The organism is Mesorhizobium sp. B2-4-17 (assembly GCF_006441275.1).
Classification (GTDB): Bacteria; Pseudomonadota; Alphaproteobacteria; order Rhizobiales; family Rhizobiaceae; genus Mesorhizobium.
In genome coordinates this window covers 137,080-152,692 of record NZ_VFUX01000012.1, presented here as the reverse complement: position 1 = coordinate 152,692, position 15,613 = coordinate 137,080, and the positions used below count along the sequence as shown (strand labels likewise).

Here is a 15,613-nt window from a genome sequence, read left to right as displayed (position 1 = left end):
GATCCACACCCCGATGTGGGTCGTCAGCGACGCCGCCCGCGAGGCGATCGACCTGATCGAGCGGGCGGTCGAGAAGCGCCAGGTGCTGACCATCGACTATTGCGACGAGGCCGGCCGCGGCACCGCGCGCGACATCAGGCCACTCGGCCTGTGGTTCTGGGGCAAGGTGTGGACGCTGGTCGCTTGGTGCGAGATGCGCGACGATTTCCGCGCCTTCCGCATCGACCGCATCGCCTCGGTGGTCATCGCCGGCCGCATCTTCAAGCCGGAGCGCGGCAAGCAGCTTGCCGATTTCTACCGCGCGGTGGAGCGCAGCGAGGACTACGGCATGGCGCCGGACCGTGCGGCGCGAAGCTGAGAAAAGGATCCCAATAAAAAAGCCCGCGCGAAGCGGGCTTTTTTCATTGGTCTATCGCAATCCTATTCGTCGTCGGTGTCCTCGTTCTTGGACTTCAGCGCCGAGAGCTTGGCGAACACGGCATTGGCGTCAAGCTCGGCATCCTCGTCCTTCGGCTTTTCTGGAGCCGGCACCAGCCGCTCGGTCAGAGCCGCCGGCAAAAGCGTGTCGCCGACCGGCTGCGCCTGTTCGCGGCCGCGCGAGGCGCGGTTGACTTCCATGTCGAGGTCGATCTGCGAGGCGAGACCCAGCGTAACCGGGTCCATCGGTTGCAGATTGGCCGAGTTCCAGTGCTTGCGTTCGCGGATCTGCTCGATCGTCGACTTGGTCGTGCCGACGAGGCGCGAAATCTGCGCGTCCTTGAGTTCGGGATGGTTGCGCACCAGCCACAGGATGGCGTTCGGCCGGTCCTGACGCTTCGAAAGCGGCGTGTAGCGCGGCCCCTTGCGCTTGGATTCGGGCACCCGCACCTTGGGGTCGGAAAGCTTCAGCCGGTGGTTCGGATCCTTCTCGGCGCGCGCGATCTCGTCGCGGGTCAGCTGGCCGGTCATGATCGGATCCATGCCCTTGATACCTTGCGCCGACTCACCGTCGGCGATCGCCTTGACCTCGAGCGGATGCAGCCCGCAGAATTGCGCGATCTGCTCGAAGGAGAGCGCGGTGTTGTCGACCAGCCAGACGGCGGTCGCCTTGGGCATCAGCAGCGTATTGGCCATTTTAAAAAATCCTTCTCGTTCGCCCGCGTTCCCGCGCGGGCGGTGGTTTAGAGCCACCAAAATGGGAAATTCGCGGCCTGTATAACCGTTCCCTTGCTGTTTCGCAACGTTTTTGGATGCACCCGCCTGAAACCACAACCAAGCGGCTGCCGGAATGGCTCCGTGCTCTTGAGAAGCGCGACAGCTGGCTCTGCTGGCGCGTTCCGGTCTTGGCGAATATGCGTTCGAGATAGGTTCGCCGGCCTTATGGTGATGTTGGCGCTTGCCACGGCCTCCATAAGGGCTCGCCCCGCGAAAGCGCCGAAGCTAGCGCGCCTCGGCTGGCGCCAGGTCGAACAGCCCGCCGAACGGCGCAGCGGCAGGATATGAGGGATTAGGGCGGCAGCCTGTGAGTGGCAGCCGGAACGGAATGAACCGGACCGGGGATTCGGGTGTTGCCGCGCATGGACAACGGCCCGCTGAAACAGCCATTCGCAAAAAAACAAAACCCGCTGGACGCTGTCCAGCGGGCTCGGAACCGGAGACGAGAAACGTCTGCGACAGCTCTACTTCCCGGCATGAGACCGGCCCTGCGGCCGGGTCACGCTTGAAATCAGATCGCCTGACGGGCGATCCTTTCGATGTCGGCGCGATTGATGCCGAGATCGCTGAGCTGACGTGCGTTGAGACGGTTCAGTTCGCGCACGGTCTCGTTGTACATGCGCCAGTTACGGAAAGCGCGGATCGGGTTCATGATAGTCCTCCAAATGGGGTGTTCGTTTCGATGCTGCACAGATAGTCATCATCGATCAGGACTTGAACGGCCGATTTTGCATAGCAATGATGCAAATGCTGCATTGCAGCATTAAGCTTCTGTTCACTTTGTAAGCAAGGACGAAACGCCGAGAACGCGTCCCGATTCAGGTCAGGCCCGAGTCGAAAACGGCTGTCTCCGAGAACCTTGAGCGGAGCGTACTAAAAGTACCTGAACGCCGGAAGCACGGGAGACTGCCGTTTGCAGGCGGGCCTCGCCTGGATCGATGCGTCCTAGCCGACGTCGAGCACGATCTTGCCGATATGATCGCCCTCCTCCATCCGCTCATGCGCCCGCCAGGCATCGGTAAGCGGGAAGATCATGTCCATGACGGGAGCAATCTTGCGGGTGCCGAGCAACGGCCAGACCTGCGCTTCCAGCGCCGCTGCGATCGCCGCCTTGAATTCGACGGTGCGCGGCCTCAGCGTCGACCCCGTATGGGTCAGCCGCTTGACCATGATCTTGGAAAAGTCGGCGGTCGCCATTGCGCCGGCCTGAACGGCGATCTGGACGATACGGCCCTCGACGGCCGCGGCCTCGTAGTTTCGCTGGACATAGTCGCCGCCGACCATGTCGAGGATGACATTGGCGCCCTTGCCGCCTGTCGCCCCTTTCACCGCCGAGACAAAATCCTCCTCCCGGTAGTTGATCGCGCGGTCGGCACCGATCTTCAGGCAGGCGTCGCACTTCTCCTTGCTGCCGGCAGTGGTGATGACATAAGCGCCGAAGGCCGAGGCAAGCTGGATCGCCGTCGTGCCGATGCCGGACGAGCCACCATGGACCAGCAGCGTCTCGCCTTTCTTCAGGCCGCCGCGCTCAAACACATTGTGCCAGACGGTGAAATAGTTTTCCGGCACAGCGGCCGCTTCCGTGTGGGTGAAGCCGGCCGGCAGTGGCAGCACGCTGCCGGAGTGAACCTTGACATATTCGGCGTAGCCGCCACCGGGGGTAAGGGCGCAGACCCGGTCGCCGATGCGCCAGCGCGATATCCCGTCGCCAAGGGCCGCCACTTCGCCCGACACTTCGAGGCCCGGCAGATCCGATGCTCCCGGCGGAGGCGGATAGGCGCCCTTGCGCTGCTGCACATCGGGCCGGTTGACGCCGGCGGCATGCACCTTGATCAGGATTTCGCCGGGGCCGGGCTGCGGCACCTCGCGCGTTTCCGGTTTCAACACCCGTGGGCCGCCCGGCTCCGAGATCGCGATGGCCGTCATCTTCGCCGGAATTGTCTGTCCGCTCGCCATGGTATTTCCCGTCTTCCTCGCCGCTTTTCGATCGGCTGTTTGCATCGACGTCCCTGCCCTATGTATGCTCATTGGCAAATCAGGCAAATGGCCAATCTGGCGTGAGCAAGGGAGGAGCGACGATGGCGATCTTCGACGACGAACCCAGGAAGAAGGCGCGCCCGCACGAGATCGGGCAGGACCTGGCATTGCTTTCCGCCGGCGAACTGTCAGAGCGCATCGGCATCCTGCGCGACGAGATCGCCCGGCTCGAGGCCGAACTCAAGGCAAAGGACAGCACCAAATCAGCCGCTGAGGCGCTGTTCCGCCGCGGATAGGCTGCAGGTCGAAGGTCCGCCGCCGAAAAGCCCGAATGGGACTGTCTTCAGACCTGCCTCCCTCCCAGAGTCCAGTCGGATCAAAAAATGCTCGCAACCTACAGACCGATCCTTTCCCTGCTTCGCGGCACCGCATTCCTGCTGGCGGCATCCGGCCTGCACGGCCTGCTTTTGCCGCTGCGCGGCCAAGTGGAAGGCTTCTCGACCGCCTCGCTCGGCCTGATGGGCACGGCCTGGGCCGGCGGCTTCGTCACCGGCTGTTTCTTCGCACCGCGCCTGGTGCGCCGTGCAGGCCATGTCAGGGCGTTTGGCGCCTTCGCCGCGGCGGGCGCGATCATTGCGCTACTGACTGGCCTCGTCATCAATGAATCTATCTGGATCCTGCTGCGCGCCTTCACCGGCTTCACCATGGCCGGCGCCTTCATGGTCATCGAGAGCTGGCTGAACGAGAAAGCCACCAACGAGAACCGCGGCACCGTCTTCGGCCTCTATATGATGGTCACCTACGCCTCGATCATGGGCGGGCAGATGATCGTCGCCGGCGGCGACGTGAAATCGGCTTCGCTGTTCATGATCACCGGCATCCTGTTCTGCCTGTCGCTGATCCCGACCGCGGTGTCGACGGCATCGTCCCCCAAGCCATTGCAGGACGTCAAGTTGGACGTCAAAAGCCTCTATGCGAATTCGCCCGTGTCGGCGATCGCCTGCCTGCTGATCGGCATCGCCAACGGCGCCTGGGGCACGCTTGGCGCGGTTTATGGCGCCCGCATCGGCATCTCCACCGCCGAGATCGCCTTGATGATGAGCCTGGTGGTGGTTGCCGGCGCCGCCATGCAGCTTCCGGCCGGGCGCCTGTCCGACAAGACCGACCGGCGTTTCGTGCTGGCCGGTGCCGCTTTCGGCGGTGCGCTGGTTGCGGTTCTCATCTTCCTGTTCGAGCCGCGCTCCGCCAGCTTCGTCATCGTGCTGACTGCCGCCTACGGCGCTTTCGCCTATACGCTCTATTCGATCGCCGTGGCGCATGCCAACGACCACGCCAGTGCCGAGGATTTCGTCAAGGTCTCGGGCGGCCTGCTGCTGCTCTATGGTTTCGGCACCATGATCGGCCCCTTGCTGGCGGCGGCGCTGATGGGCTGGATGCGACCGGAGGGCCTGTTCCTGGCCACCGCCTTCGCGCATTTGTCTCTGGCCGGCTATACCCTGCTGCGCATCAGCCGCCGCGCTCCGGTGCCGATCGAGGATCGCGACGCCTTCAAGACGCAACCGGCAGACCGCTCCGTGACCCCGGAAGCATTGCGGCTCGATCCAAGAAGAAAAGCAGAAGCAAGCAGTTGAGATTTGAAAAACTTTGCCTCACAAATGAGGCATGATGTTTTCCGACGCCTTCATGGCGATCGCCGACCCCAATCGGCGCCATCTTCTGGAAGAACTTCGACGCGGTCCGAAGACCGTCAACGAATTGGCGGCTGGGCTACCAGTCTCGCGCCCGGCCGTATCACAGCATCTGAAAGTGTTGCTCGATGCCGGACTGGTCAACGCCAAGGCTGAAGGCACGCGGCGGGTCTATACGGTAAGCAACGCCGGCTTCCTGAAGCTCAACATCTGGCTCGATCAGTTCTGGGAAGCCTGATCCACATCGCCTGATCAGCAACGCACCTCGAAAATCAGGCTTGCCCGTCCAGGAAAGCGCCAAGCGCGTCGAGCAATTCGCCCGTTCCATGCTCGCGCGGGGCTGACGTGTCGTGGCCGTCGAGGAAGACACCCTGCTCCGTCATCACAAGCCGCGTGCCCTCGCCTTCCACCACGAGCTCGATCGTCGCCAGCGACACCGAAACGCGGGTTTCGCCGAACAGCATCTCATAGCTGTAGACGATGCGCCGGTCTGGCACGATGTCCTGATAGACCGCGTTGAAGAAATGCATCTGCCCATCGCTCGGACAACCGGCATTGACCTCTTTGCCGCCGACGCGGAAGTCCATTTCGTGGCGGCTGGGCGTCGGGTCGTGGGGATCGACAAACCAGCGCCGCTTGGCGTCCGGATCGCTGAACGCCGAGAAGACTTTCGCCGGAGCCACCGGGTAGCTCCGCTCGACGACAAAGGTGGAATGGACAACGGATCGTCCGGTCATGGATTACACTCCTTGGTCAACTCGATTGGTTCCGTGGGATGAAGACGCCGCCACGATAGGCAGCGCCGAAATAGACCTCGACGCTGCGCAGCCGGTCGCCGCGAAACGAGTGTCCGGCCAGCACCGGGCGAAATAGGTCACGCGACCGATGGCATCGTCACAGGGGCTGGTGAACGTGAAATCGTCCGCCAGTGCCGTCTCGGCGACATCACGCTCATTTGCCTGGTAGATGGCAAAATAAAAGCGGATCAATTCCGCTCTGCTTTTGGCGGACATGGCCATTCCTCCTTCAGCTTTCGTCCTTGGTTTGCGCGAGGAAATCGCCGAGCCGATCCAGCCGACGTTCCCAGGAGAGGCGCCGCTCATTGATCCAGTGCTCTGCCGCTCTCAGCGCCTGGGGCTCGATCTGGCAAGTGCGTACCCGTCCAACCTTCTGCGTGCGCACCAGGCCGCTCGCCTCCAGGAGATTGAGGTGCTGGACGACCGCCGACAGCGACATCGCCAGCGGCTCGGCCAGTTGGCTGACGGAGGCGGGGCCGCGCGACAGCCGGTCGACCATCTGCCGCCGCGCCGGATCGGCGAGCGCCTGGAACATCAGGTCGAGCTGGGCGGGATCGTGCAGCATCGCGGTCAGCCGTTGTTGTAGGGGAAGAATTTGAAGTAGGGCTGCGCCTCTTCGATCACCCTGTTGAAGGCGGGACGCTGCAACAGACGGTCATGGTAGCGCTTGACGGCAGGATATCCGTCGCCGAACGGCTCGACCTTGTTGGCATAGAAGAGCGCGGGAGAAGCCGCGCAATCGGCCATTGTAAAGGTGTCGCCCATCGCCCAGGTCTTCGACCGCATCTCCTGCTCGATGATGGCGTAGGAGTTGCGCAATTGGCCGCGCGCCTGCTCGACGCCGAACGGATCGGTCTTGTCCAGCGGCCGCAACCGATCGCCGACGATCTTCTGCATCGGCTCCTGCACATAGAAATCGTAGAAGCGGTCGGCCTGGCGGACGGCCAGCGCCAGATCGATGTCGGCCGGAACGAGCTCGACCGGCCCCGGATAGTGCGCGGCCAGATATTCGACGACGATGGTCGATTCCAGCACAGTGCGGTCGCGCGCATCGTCGCGTAGCGCCGGCATCTTGCCGGTTGGCGATATCTTCAGGAAGGCCCCGCGCGATTGCTCGTCGCCGAGATCGACGATGACCGGCACGATAGGCGTGGCGTTCTCGTAGAGCGCGATCAGCGGCTTCCAGCAGAAAGAGGCCAGGGGATGGAAATGCAGCGTCAGGGACATTCTTTGCTCGTCTGTTTCTGGTTCATCGGTGGCCGGCCGGCGCGTTTGCCGGATCAACACTGAAGTATTTACTTAACTATTGCGGCGAACTTCACCCGTCAAGACCTGCCGCCGCCTCGGTTGGCCCGGACGTGGGCGACGATTGCCGCCGATATCGCCGTCCAGTCGTCCGGATGCAGCTCATGGCCGCCGCCTTCGACACGAAGGAGTTTCGCACCGGCGACCGCCCCTGCCAGCGCCTCGCCATGCTGGATCGGAAAGATCGGATCCGCCGTGCCGTGGATGACCAGCAACGGCGCCCTCATCTCGTGCAGGCGGCCATTCCATCGGTCGGTGCCCTTGAGCAGGAAATGATTGGTTGCGCTCAGGAACCCGCCGGACCTGATATAATCCTGTTCGATGAAAGCGCGCGTCCAAGCCCCGTCGAAGGGATGCGCAACGCCGGCGATCGCCCTGGCATCCCTGACCATGAAGTCGATCACCTGGCGGCGGTCCGACCAGTCGACATCGGCGCCCTGGCCGAATGCTCGGTATAGGCATCGCTCGGCCGCGGCAGATGCGAGGTGTCCATTCCCATCGGCGAGCTGCTGATCGCGGTCAGCGACACGACGCGGGAGGGATGCTTGAGCGCCGCAAGCTGCGCGATCATACCGCCCATCGACACGCCGGCGACATGGGCCTCGCCAATGCCGTGGCTGTCGAGCACACCAATCGCATCGTCCGCCATGTCGTCGAATGTGTAGGGCGGCGCGCCCGGCGGATATTTGGTCGAGCGGCCGGTATCGCGATTGTCATAGCGGATCACGTAGAGCCCGGCACCCGCGAGCTTCCGGCAAAAGGCCTCCGGCCACCACAGCATCGAGGCCATTGCGCCCATGATCAGGAGCAGCGCGGGATTTTCACGGTCGCCGAAGGCTTCCGATATGATCTCCGGGCGATCGATCGCAGTCATTTACACCTCCCAACTGATTGCATTTTGCAATCAGTTGCACGATAATAAAACTGATACGATAATGCAACTGGTTTTGCGGAGAGAGAATCGAATGAGCCTCGATCGCCGGTCCGGCTGCCCGATCAACCTGTCGCTGGAAGTGTTCGGCGACCGCTGGAGTCTGATCATCCTTCGCGACATGATTTTCGGCGGCAGGCGCCATTTTCGCGAACTGCTCAACGGATCGATGGAAGGCATTGCCTCCAACATCCTCGCCGACCGCTTGAAGCGACTGATGGAGCTTGGCATGCTGACCAAGGCCGACGATCCCAGCCACAAGCAGAAGGCGATCTACAGCCTGACCGAGATGGCCATCACGCTGGTGCCAATCCTGGCCCATCTCGGCGCCTGGGGCCGGGTCTGGCTGCCGACCAGCGACGAACTCTCGATCCGCGCCGAGCTTCTGGAAAAGGGCGGACCGCCGATGTGGGAGAAATTCATGGACGAACTGCGCCACGAGCATCTCGGCACGCCGCTCGACACGCCGTCCGGCCCTTCTGTCCGCGCGACGCTGCGGGCCGCCTATGAAGCCGTGGTTGCTAGCAAGGCTCTCAGCGCCGGCCCGACCGCGTGACCAACTATTTTCCCCGCTGAGAGGCCGGCTCTGCTACAACTATGGAAAATCACACGTGACGGGATTGGATTGACTCTTGGTTGAGAACTCTAGGGATACTGCCCGCGCGCGCGCCGATCTGCGCTTCAAGAAGCAGGAAGAGGCGGCGACAGTCCGCCAGAAAGCGATGGCGGAATACGCTGCGGAGAGTGACGCGCGCAAGGCCAAGACCGACAAGCTGAGGGCGCTGCGGCTCGCCAAGGAAGCCGAAGATCTTGCCAACACACCGGCAGCGCCCGCAAAGAAGCCTGCGCGCGCCAAGAAAAAGTAACACGCACTTCCCCGGCTGCCTCGCCAATGGCCTTGAGCCAGTGGCCTCGACTGCATTGAGATCACGGCATCGGCGCGATCCGGATAGGGCAGTCCTTCATCCCGCCTTCTCGCAAGAAGCATTTTCAACCCAAACCGGGATTGCTTCGTCCGGCCGGTCGCCGATGATTATCCATTTCAAACAGGAGACTGCCATGACCGCGCTGCCGCTCGAAAAGGCCATTGAGATCATCGACGCCGCCTTCGCCAAGGGCGCCGACCTCAAGCTCAAACCGCTGGGCGTCTCCGTGCTCGATGCAGGAGGACACCTGGTCGCCTTCCAGCGCCAGGACGGCGCCTCGTTCCTGCGCCCGCAAATGTCGGCCGGCAAGGCCTATGGCGCGCTGGCCATCGGCATGGGCTCGCGCCGTGTCGAGGCCTTCGCCAAGGAGCGCCCGCATCTCATCGCTGGCATCTCCGACGTGTCGGGTGGACGCGTGCTGCCGGTGGTCGGCGGCGTCCTGATCCGCGACAAGGCCGGCACCGTCCTTGGCGCCGTCGGCATTTCCGGCGACACATCCGACAATGACGAGGCAGCGGCCATCGCTGGCATCGAGGCCGCCGGCTTCACCGCCGATCCGGGCTGAGCCTCAATTCAAATTGATGTCCCGGCTGGCTGATCGCATCGAAACCGCGAATCCGGCCAGCACATCGAACAGCGCGATGATCGTCAGCGTGAAGAAGATCGAGTGCGCGGCGCCCTTGACCAGCAGGAACTCGACCAGGAAGGCGACGAAGACCAGCGTCGAGAGAAGATGGTCCATGATCGAGGCGGTGGTCGTGCGCGCCGACTTCACCATTTCGAGGAACAGGAAGATCAGCCCGATCAGCACCATCAGGTCGCCGAGCGTCATCGAGAATACCCCGCCCGACATCATGCGGAACGAGAAGACCTCGCTCGCCCACGGATCGTCACCGCCGCCGAATATCCCGAGCAGGCCGAGATTGTAGAGCACGAAAGGCACGATCAAAAGCGGGACGGCACCGAACATCTGGCGTCTCCATATGGGGGCACCTTCTGTAGAATGCGCCACAGGCATGCCGTCAAGATTTTTCGTGCGCGGCCGCAAACACGGTCAAAGACCGGATGCAACAACCATGTCAGCCGGTTGCCCGGCCGACATGGGAGCAGCCGACAGAGACTTCGACACCTGAAATAGCCGGCGCGCACGGCGGCACCGATGACATTGAAGAGATATGGCCCGCGTCGTCGAGGCGATATCGCGTGCCGGCGCGATCTCGACGATGTCCGTGCCGACGAGACGTCCCTTGCCGACCAAACGCAAAAAGACCGGCCAGAGGCCGGTCTTTTGCAACTCAAACCTTAAAAAGCTGGTCTCAGCTTTCCTTGGGCGTCAGCACCTGGCGACCGCGATACATGCCGGTCTTCAGGTCGATGTGGTGCGGGCGGCGCATTTCGCCGGAATTCTTGTCCTCAACATAGGTCGGGGCCTTGAGGGCGTCGGCCGAGCGGCGCATGCCGCGCTTGGACGGAGAGGTTTTGCGTTTCGGAACGGCCATGGATATGCTCCACTACATGGTCAAAAGCCCCGCCCGCCCTCGTGAAAGGGCCATGTCGGGGCCTAAATCTGAGAAAGTCGGGTGCCTATACACGCCTGACATCGTTTTGGCCAGCACTGCGGTGAATTTTTTTGAGTCGGCTACTCGAGACAGCCGACATAAGCGCCGGAACGGCCGGCACGCCGCTCGATCAGATTGGCGAGTCTCCGAAGGCCCGGCCCCGGCTTTGCCGGATTGCGGGCGATCGGATTGGGCAAGGTGACGGCCAGCAGTGCCGCCTGCCGTCTGGACAACTGCTTTGCCGGAATGCCGAAATGATGCTGCGCCGCCGCCTCGATTCCATAGATGCCCGGCCCCCATTCGGCGATGTTGAGATAGATTTCCATGATGCGCCGTTTCGACATCACGGCGTCGAAATAGACGGCCAGCGGCAGTTCGACGACCTTGCGCACCGAGCCCAGCGGCCGCGACCACAGGAACAGGTTCTTCACCGTCTGCATGGTAATTGTCGAGGCCCCGCGCGTCGCCTCGCCAGCCAGCGCATCGTCGACGACGCCCCTGAGTTCGCCGAGATCGACACCGCGATGGAAGCAGAATTGTCCGTCCTCCGACATGATGACGGAATGGGCCAGCACTGGCGCCACATCGTCGATCGACACCCAGCGCCGGTCGTAGCCGGAGAAGGTCGCCAGGTCCTTCAGCATCAATGTCGAGACCGGATGCACGAAAGGTGGCAGATAGAGGAATGTCAGCACCGCCGGGATAAGCGCCAGCACGGCGGCCATGACAATGCCGCGCCGGACCCAGCGCCTGAGACTGCGGCGGTTTATGCCGCGCGATCTCGTCGCCATGTCCAGCTTTTCGGTTTCATGATCGACGATCGGTTCCGCCAAGCCGCCCAACCCGTGCTGTGGAGCGCGTCGCGAAATCGCTCCTGTCAGTCATTCGGCGGCGTTGTCGAGAACCGGAGCCGTACGTACAGTCGCGTACGTGAGCACCGGAAGCGCGGGAAACACCGTCAGATGACCGCAGGATCGGAGTTTCCCAACGGGCTCTTACCGCTCCGGCATAATGGCGCTTGGCTTCTTGCGCAACGTCTGAGTGTCGGCTACCGGTCCGGCCATGACGAATGACGACGAAATGGCGTTCGAAATGGCGCTCATCAGGCGGGCCGCCGCCGTCGAGGTACTGCTGCGGCGGTTGCTCGACGACCGACCGCTTTCGGGTGAGATCACGCGGCCCGATCGTCTGATGGCGGCGATGCGCCACGGGGTGCTGAACGGCGGCAAGCGACTGCGCCCGTTTCTGGTCATGGAAAGCGCTGCCCTGTTTTCCGCCGATGGCGAAGCGGCGCTGCGCGTCGCGGCGGCCCTCGAAAGCGTTCACTGCTACTCGTTGATCCATGACGACCTGCCGGCGATGGACGACGATGACCTGCGCCGCGGCCAGCCGACCGTGCACAAGGCGTTCGACGAAGCGACAGCCATCCTGGCCGGCGATGCCTTGCTGACACTGGCCTTCGACATCCTTGCCAGCGAGGCGACCATGCTGCCGGCCGAACGGCGGGTGGCGTTGGTGCTGGCGCTGACCCGCGCCGCCGGTGCCGGCGGCATGGTCGGTGGCCAGAAGCTCGACCTCGAAGCCGAACGGACACCGCCGGACGAGGCCGGCATCATAAGGCTGCAGGCGATGAAGACCGGCGCGCTGATCCGCTTCGCCTGCGAGGCAGGTGCCATCATCGCCGGCGCTTCGGCGGAAGACCGTGAGCGACTGGCCGAATTCGGCTCGGCGATTGGTCTTGCCTTCCAGCTTGCGGACGACCTGCTCGATCTGACCGCCGACGTCAAGCAGATGGGCAAGGCGACCGGCAAGGACGCCGCCGCCGGCAAGGGAACGCTGGTGGCGCTGCACGGCGCCGACTGGGCGCGCGGCCAGCTGCACGGCCTTGTCGGCCAGGCGCACGCGCTGCTCGAACCCTATGGCGACAAAGCGGCCCTGCTGAGGCAAGCCGCGACCTTCGTGGCAATGCGCAACAGCTGACGGCGGCTTCGATATTGGTGGTGCGTGGCAAGAGCCAAGTGGGAGATCAGCTTCGATGTCATCCAATCTGTTCGATCTCAGCGGACGCCGGGCGCTCGTCACCGGCTCCTCGCAAGGCATCGGGTTCGCCTTGGCCAAAGGGCTGGCGCAAGCCGGCGCCAGTGTGATCCTCAACGGCCGTGACGCGGCAAAGCTTGGCGCCGCGGCGTCGCAGATTCCCGGCGCGCAAACGCTCGCCTTCGACGCCACCGATCATGAGGCGGTCCGCTCGGAGATCGACAATTTCGAGCTGTCCGGCGGTCCGATCGACATATTGGTGAACAATGCCGGCATGCAGTTCCGCGCGCCGCTCGAGGATTTTCCCGAAGATGCGTTCGAGCGCCTGCTGCAGACCAACATTGCCAGCGTCTTCCATGTCGGCCAGGCGGTCGCCCGCCATATGATCAGGCGGGGCCGCGGCAAGATCATCAACATCGCCTCGGTGCAGACAGCACTGGCCCGCCCCGGCATCGCGCCCTACACGGCAACGAAGGGCGCGGTCGGCAACCTGACCAAGGGCATGGCGACCGACTGGGCCAGACACGGCCTGCAATGCAACGCCATCGCGCCCGGCTATTTCGATACGCCGCTCAATGCCGCCCTTGTCGCGGACCCGGCCTTCAGCGCCTGGCTCGAAAAGCGCACGCCGGCCGGCCGCTGGGGCAAGGTGGAAGAGTTGGTTGGGGCCTGTGTGTTCCTGGCCTCCGATGCCTCGTCCTTCGTCAACGGCCATATCCTCTATGTCGATGGCGGCATCACCGCATCGGTCTGATTCGCGGCCGCCACAGGAAACCAGCAATCACGCCAACGAAATCTTAATGTAAATGAAGCGTAATCCCGGTCGTTAAAATAATGCGTATGTGTTGGGGTTGCGCATGCCGGAATATTCTTCCTTCATCCGGTTTGTCCGGATTCGTTATCTTTCAGGATTGCTGATTTTCGCGCTCGCTTCCACGGCCATCATGGTTGCGCTCGACCGTGTCAATGCCTTTCGCCACGACGTCGATGCGCTGAGCAGCAATCTCGTCATCTTCACCCGCGACCTGCGCAACGCGACCAGCTTCGCCGAGACCACCGGCTCCGCCTGGCGCAACGAAACGCGCGATGCGCTGACTGCTTCGGCGCGCGCCCATTCCGAACGCCTGACCGGCGAGATCGACACACTGACCGCCCAGCTCGCCGCGATCCGCCCGCGCCTGTCGGCCAAGACCGTCAACGAACTCGAAGCCTCCTCGGTCAACGGCGACCTGTTCTGGTCGCCGCGCGACATGGTGCGCAATCTCAATCTGATGTCGGTGGCACAGAAGGCGGATGAATGGAGCTATCGGGAAATCCGCAACCAGAACGACCTGTTTGTCCAGCCGATGCTGGTGCGGGTCCGTACCGCATTGGACGAAGAGCGCCATCTGGCCAACGCTTCCAGCGACAGGCTGCTTTTGTGGGCGAGCGGCCTGTTGTTCGGCGTCCTGGCCATCGTCGCCTTCTGGATCTTCCGGCCCATGGAACAGGCGATCCGCCGCGCCTTCGCCCAATCGGCCGAATCCCTGTTCAAGGCCGAGGCCGCCGACCGCGCCAAGTCCGAATTCCTGGCCAATATGAGCCACGAGATCCGCACGCCGATGAACGGTGTGCTCGGCATGGCCGAATTGCTGGCCAAGACCGAATTGACCCCGCGCCAGAAGACCTTCACCGACGTTATCGTCAAATCCGGCAATGCGCTGCTCACCATCATCAACGATATCCTCGATTTCTCCAAGATCAATGCCGGACAGCTGACGCTTGATCCCGCCCCTTTCCGTCTCTCCGAAGCGGTCGAGGATGTCGCGACACTGGTCTCGGCGCGCGTCGCCGAGAAGAACCTCGAGCTGATCGTACGCGTCGACCCGCGCCTGCCGGCCTATGTCGTCGGCGACGCCGGCCGCTTCCGCCAGATCGTCACCAATCTGGTCGGCAATGCGGTGAAGTTCACCGAAAAGGGCCATGTGCTGATCGATGTCGGCGGCGAAACCGTCAACGACGTCGTCCAACTCAAGCTGCGCGTCGAGGACACCGGCATCGGCATCCCGGCCGAGAAACTGCAGAACGTGTTCGAGAAATTCGCCCAGGTCGATGGCTCCTCGACCCGCCGTCACGAAGGCACCGGCCTTGGGCTTGCCATCGCCGCACGCCTCATCGATCTGATGGCCGGCAAGATCGGTGTCGAGAGCGAGATCGGACGAGGCTCCGTCTTCTGGTTCGCCGTGCCGCTGCCCGTGCACCGTGCCGAGGCGCGCGACGCGATCGTGCCGGTCGACGTCACCGGCGCGCGTGTGCTGGTCATCGACGACAATCCGGTCAACCGCGAGATCCTGCTCGAGCAGCTCAGAAGCTGGAGCTTTGACTGCGCCGCCGCTGAGAGCGGTGCCGTGGGGCTGGCCTTCCTCGATCGCGCCTGTCAGTTGGGCGCCAGCGTCGACTGCATCATCCTCGACTACCAGATGCCTGGTATGAACGGAGCCGACGTCGCCCGGGCCATAGCCGCCGACAGCCGACTGTCGGCCATTCCGATCGTCATCCTGACCTCGGTCGACCAGGTCGATTTCGGCAAGATGATCATCGACTTCGGTATTGCCGCGCACCTGACCAAGCCGGCGCGCTCGGCGGTGCTGCTCGGCACGGTCATTTCGGTCATCCAGAAGGCCCGCTCGCAGGTCGGCAAGGCGCAATTCGTTCGCGAACCGGTCCAGCCACCGCCGGCGGCTCCGTCTGCCTTCACGGTCATCCGGGGGCCAGCCGTGCCGGTCGTGACAACGCCGGAATCGACCGTCACACCGAACGGCCCGATAGACATCCTCATTGCCGAGGACAATGACGTGAACCAACTGGTGTTCGGCCAGATCCTCAATGGGCTCGGCCTGAGCTACCGCATTGCCGGCAACGGCCGCACGGCGGTCGAGATGTACAGGTCGCTGCATCCGAAACTGATCCTGATGGATGTCTCGATGCCCGAGATGAACGGTTACGAGGCAACCCGCGCCATCCGCGCGATCGAGGCTTCATCGGGCGGCCGCATCCCGATCGTCGGCGTCACCGCGCATGCGCTGAAGGGCGATCGCGACAAGTGCATCGAGGCCGGCATGGATGATTATCTGCCCAAGCCGGTCTCGCCCGATCGCCTCGGCACCAAGATCGGCACATGGCTCAGTGAAACAGTGGTGGCCAAGACCGCCTGAAGCGC

At 63.2% G+C, this 15,613-nt stretch carries 20 protein-coding genes and 1 pseudogene; 10 read left to right on the top strand and 11 right to left on the bottom strand.

Annotated features, from left to right (window positions below; translation table 11 throughout):
* The coding region (locus tag FJ548_RS12060) for a WYL domain-containing protein (protein ID WP_140777964.1) at positions 1-358 on the top strand (358 nt) is incomplete at its 5' end.
* Positions 359-420: 62 nt separating this feature from the next.
* On the opposite strand, the gene FJ548_RS12055 is transcribed toward FJ548_RS12060, so the two are convergent.
* The 3 genes from FJ548_RS12055 to FJ548_RS12045 form a co-directional block, all read right to left on the bottom strand.
* Positions 421-1,113: a DUF1013 domain-containing protein gene (locus FJ548_RS12055; protein ID WP_140608138.1), complete on the bottom strand. Its 693-nt coding sequence runs from the start codon at positions 1,111-1,113 to the stop codon at positions 421-423.
* A gap of 592 nt (positions 1,114-1,705) precedes the next feature.
* Positions 1,706-1,846 (bottom strand): DUF1127 domain-containing protein, encoded by a 141-nt coding sequence (locus FJ548_RS12050; RefSeq protein ID WP_064987068.1) that lies wholly within the window; start codon positions 1,844-1,846, stop codon positions 1,706-1,708.
* Positions 1,847-2,139: 293 nt separating this feature from the next.
* Complete coding sequence (locus FJ548_RS12045; protein WP_140777963.1) at positions 2,140-3,150, bottom strand: NAD(P)H-quinone oxidoreductase; 1,011 nt, start codon at positions 3,148-3,150, stop codon at positions 2,140-2,142.
* Positions 3,151-3,272: 122 nt separating this feature from the next.
* Here FJ548_RS12045 and FJ548_RS12040 point away from each other — a divergent pair, with 122 nt between their 5' ends.
* The 3 genes from FJ548_RS12040 to FJ548_RS12030 all read left to right on the top strand — a co-directional run bounded on the left by FJ548_RS12040 (position 3,273) and on the right by FJ548_RS12030 (position 5,097).
* Positions 3,273-3,467 (top strand): DUF1192 domain-containing protein, encoded by a 195-nt coding sequence (locus FJ548_RS12040; protein WP_140608142.1) that lies wholly within the window; start codon positions 3,273-3,275, stop codon positions 3,465-3,467.
* Between the two features lie 87 nt (positions 3,468-3,554).
* Positions 3,555-4,802, top strand: a complete 1,248-nt coding sequence (locus tag FJ548_RS12035; RefSeq protein WP_140608145.1) for an MFS transporter — start codon at positions 3,555-3,557, stop codon at positions 4,800-4,802.
* Positions 4,803-4,833: 31 nt separating this feature from the next.
* A complete protein-coding gene (locus FJ548_RS12030; protein ID WP_027031521.1) occupies positions 4,834-5,097 on the top strand; it encodes a metalloregulator ArsR/SmtB family transcription factor in 264 nt (87 codons plus the stop codon).
* A gap of 34 nt (positions 5,098-5,131) precedes the next feature.
* Here FJ548_RS12030 and FJ548_RS12025 read toward each other — a convergent pair whose 3' ends face one another.
* The 5 genes and pseudogenes from FJ548_RS12025 to FJ548_RS12005 all read right to left on the bottom strand — a co-directional run bounded on the left by FJ548_RS12025 (position 5,132) and on the right by FJ548_RS12005 (position 7,835).
* Complete coding sequence (locus FJ548_RS12025; protein WP_140777962.1) at positions 5,132-5,596, bottom strand: SRPBCC family protein; 465 nt, start codon at positions 5,594-5,596, stop codon at positions 5,132-5,134.
* A 3-nt stretch (positions 5,597-5,599) separates the two neighbouring features.
* Positions 5,600-5,872, bottom strand: a complete 273-nt coding sequence (locus tag FJ548_RS12020) for a hypothetical protein (protein WP_246678629.1) — start codon at positions 5,870-5,872, stop codon at positions 5,600-5,602.
* Positions 5,873-5,885: 13 nt separating this feature from the next.
* The gene (locus FJ548_RS12015) at positions 5,886-6,221 is read right to left on the bottom strand and encodes a metalloregulator ArsR/SmtB family transcription factor (RefSeq protein WP_140700010.1); all 336 of its coding nucleotides are present in this window, start codon (positions 6,219-6,221) and stop codon (positions 5,886-5,888) included.
* A gap of 5 nt (positions 6,222-6,226) precedes the next feature.
* On the bottom strand, positions 6,227-6,883 hold the full coding sequence (locus FJ548_RS12010) for a glutathione S-transferase family protein (RefSeq protein ID WP_140777961.1): 657 nt from the start codon (positions 6,881-6,883) through the stop codon (positions 6,227-6,229).
* Positions 6,884-6,981: 98 nt separating this feature from the next.
* Positions 6,982-7,835: pseudogene (locus FJ548_RS12005) on the bottom strand (alpha/beta hydrolase).
* A 91-nt stretch (positions 7,836-7,926) separates the two neighbouring features.
* Here FJ548_RS12005 and FJ548_RS12000 point away from each other — a divergent pair.
* From FJ548_RS12000 to FJ548_RS11990, 3 genes are all read left to right on the top strand, one after another.
* Positions 7,927-8,448 carry a helix-turn-helix domain-containing protein gene (locus FJ548_RS12000; protein ID WP_140700018.1) on the top strand — a complete coding sequence of 174 codons (522 nt, stop codon included), beginning with the start codon at positions 7,927-7,929 and terminating at the stop codon, positions 8,446-8,448.
* Positions 8,449-8,524: 76 nt separating this feature from the next.
* Positions 8,525-8,758: a hypothetical protein gene (locus FJ548_RS11995; RefSeq protein WP_140700020.1), complete on the top strand. Its 234-nt coding sequence runs from the start codon at positions 8,525-8,527 to the stop codon at positions 8,756-8,758.
* Between the two features lie 193 nt (positions 8,759-8,951).
* Positions 8,952-9,383 (top strand): heme-binding protein, encoded by a 432-nt coding sequence (locus tag FJ548_RS11990; protein WP_140700023.1) that lies wholly within the window; start codon positions 8,952-8,954, stop codon positions 9,381-9,383.
* 3 nt (positions 9,384-9,386) lie between these two features.
* Here FJ548_RS11990 and FJ548_RS11985 read toward each other — a convergent pair whose 3' ends face one another.
* The 3 genes from FJ548_RS11985 to FJ548_RS11975 all read right to left on the bottom strand — a co-directional run bounded on the left by FJ548_RS11985 (position 9,387) and on the right by FJ548_RS11975 (position 11,219).
* Entirely contained in the window at positions 9,387-9,788 is a 402-nt protein-coding gene (locus tag FJ548_RS11985; RefSeq protein WP_140608161.1) for a hypothetical protein, read from the bottom strand.
* A gap of 346 nt (positions 9,789-10,134) precedes the next feature.
* Positions 10,135-10,317 carry a 50S ribosomal protein L32 gene (gene rpmF, locus FJ548_RS11980; RefSeq protein ID WP_008834724.1) on the bottom strand — a complete coding sequence of 61 codons (183 nt, stop codon included), beginning with the start codon at positions 10,315-10,317 and terminating at the stop codon, positions 10,135-10,137.
* A 140-nt stretch (positions 10,318-10,457) separates the two neighbouring features.
* Positions 10,458-11,219 (bottom strand): transglycosylase domain-containing protein, encoded by a 762-nt coding sequence (locus FJ548_RS11975; protein ID WP_140699680.1) that lies wholly within the window; start codon positions 11,217-11,219, stop codon positions 10,458-10,460.
* 220 nt (positions 11,220-11,439) lie between these two features.
* On the opposite strand from FJ548_RS11975, the gene FJ548_RS11970 reads away from it, so the two are divergent.
* The 3 genes from FJ548_RS11970 to FJ548_RS11960 all read left to right on the top strand — a co-directional run bounded on the left by FJ548_RS11970 (position 11,440) and on the right by FJ548_RS11960 (position 15,608).
* Entirely contained in the window at positions 11,440-12,357 is a 918-nt protein-coding gene (locus tag FJ548_RS11970; protein ID WP_140777960.1) for a polyprenyl synthetase family protein, read from the top strand.
* 55 nt (positions 12,358-12,412) lie between these two features.
* The gene (locus FJ548_RS11965; protein ID WP_140777959.1) at positions 12,413-13,168 is read left to right on the top strand and encodes an SDR family oxidoreductase; all 756 of its coding nucleotides are present in this window, start codon (positions 12,413-12,415) and stop codon (positions 13,166-13,168) included.
* Positions 13,169-13,271: 103 nt separating this feature from the next.
* A complete protein-coding gene (locus FJ548_RS11960; RefSeq protein WP_140777958.1) occupies positions 13,272-15,608 on the top strand; it encodes a response regulator in 2,337 nt (778 codons plus the stop codon).
* Positions 15,609-15,613: the final 5 nt, after the last annotated feature.

Coding starts and splice junctions, on each gene's coding strand:
- FJ548_RS12055 (WP_140608138.1), bottom strand. CDS start 1,113: ATGGCCAATACGCTGCTGATGCCCAAGGCGACCGCCGTCTGGCTGGTC.
- FJ548_RS11990 (WP_140700023.1), top strand. CDS start 8,952: ATGACCGCGCTGCCGCTCGAAAAGGCCATTGAGATCATCGACGCCGCC.
- FJ548_RS12015 (WP_140700010.1), bottom strand. CDS start 6,221: ATGCTGCACGATCCCGCCCAGCTCGACCTGATGTTCCAGGCGCTCGCC.
- FJ548_RS11960 (WP_140777958.1), top strand. CDS start 13,272: ATGCCGGAATATTCTTCCTTCATCCGGTTTGTCCGGATTCGTTATCTT.
- FJ548_RS11965 (WP_140777959.1), top strand. CDS start 12,413: ATGTCATCCAATCTGTTCGATCTCAGCGGACGCCGGGCGCTCGTCACC.
- rpmF (WP_008834724.1), bottom strand. CDS start 10,317: ATGGCCGTTCCGAAACGCAAAACCTCTCCGTCCAAGCGCGGCATGCGC.
- FJ548_RS11970 (WP_140777960.1), top strand. CDS start 11,440: ATGACGAATGACGACGAAATGGCGTTCGAAATGGCGCTCATCAGGCGG.
- FJ548_RS12010 (WP_140777961.1), bottom strand. CDS start 6,883: ATGTCCCTGACGCTGCATTTCCATCCCCTGGCCTCTTTCTGCTGGAAG.
- FJ548_RS12030 (WP_027031521.1), top strand. CDS start 4,834: ATGATGTTTTCCGACGCCTTCATGGCGATCGCCGACCCCAATCGGCGC.
- FJ548_RS12045 (WP_140777963.1), bottom strand. CDS start 3,150: ATGGCGAGCGGACAGACAATTCCGGCGAAGATGACGGCCATCGCGATC.
- FJ548_RS12050 (WP_064987068.1), bottom strand. CDS start 1,846: ATGAACCCGATCCGCGCTTTCCGTAACTGGCGCATGTACAACGAGACC.
- FJ548_RS12035 (WP_140608145.1), top strand. CDS start 3,555: ATGCTCGCAACCTACAGACCGATCCTTTCCCTGCTTCGCGGCACCGCA.
- FJ548_RS11985 (WP_140608161.1), bottom strand. CDS start 9,788: ATGTTCGGTGCCGTCCCGCTTTTGATCGTGCCTTTCGTGCTCTACAAT.
- FJ548_RS12025 (WP_140777962.1), bottom strand. CDS start 5,596: ATGACCGGACGATCCGTTGTCCATTCCACCTTTGTCGTCGAGCGGAGC.
- FJ548_RS12020 (WP_246678629.1), bottom strand. CDS start 5,872: ATGTCCGCCAAAAGCAGAGCGGAATTGATCCGCTTTTATTTTGCCATC.
- FJ548_RS12040 (WP_140608142.1), top strand. CDS start 3,273: ATGGCGATCTTCGACGACGAACCCAGGAAGAAGGCGCGCCCGCACGAG.
- FJ548_RS12000 (WP_140700018.1), top strand. CDS start 7,927: ATGAGCCTCGATCGCCGGTCCGGCTGCCCGATCAACCTGTCGCTGGAA.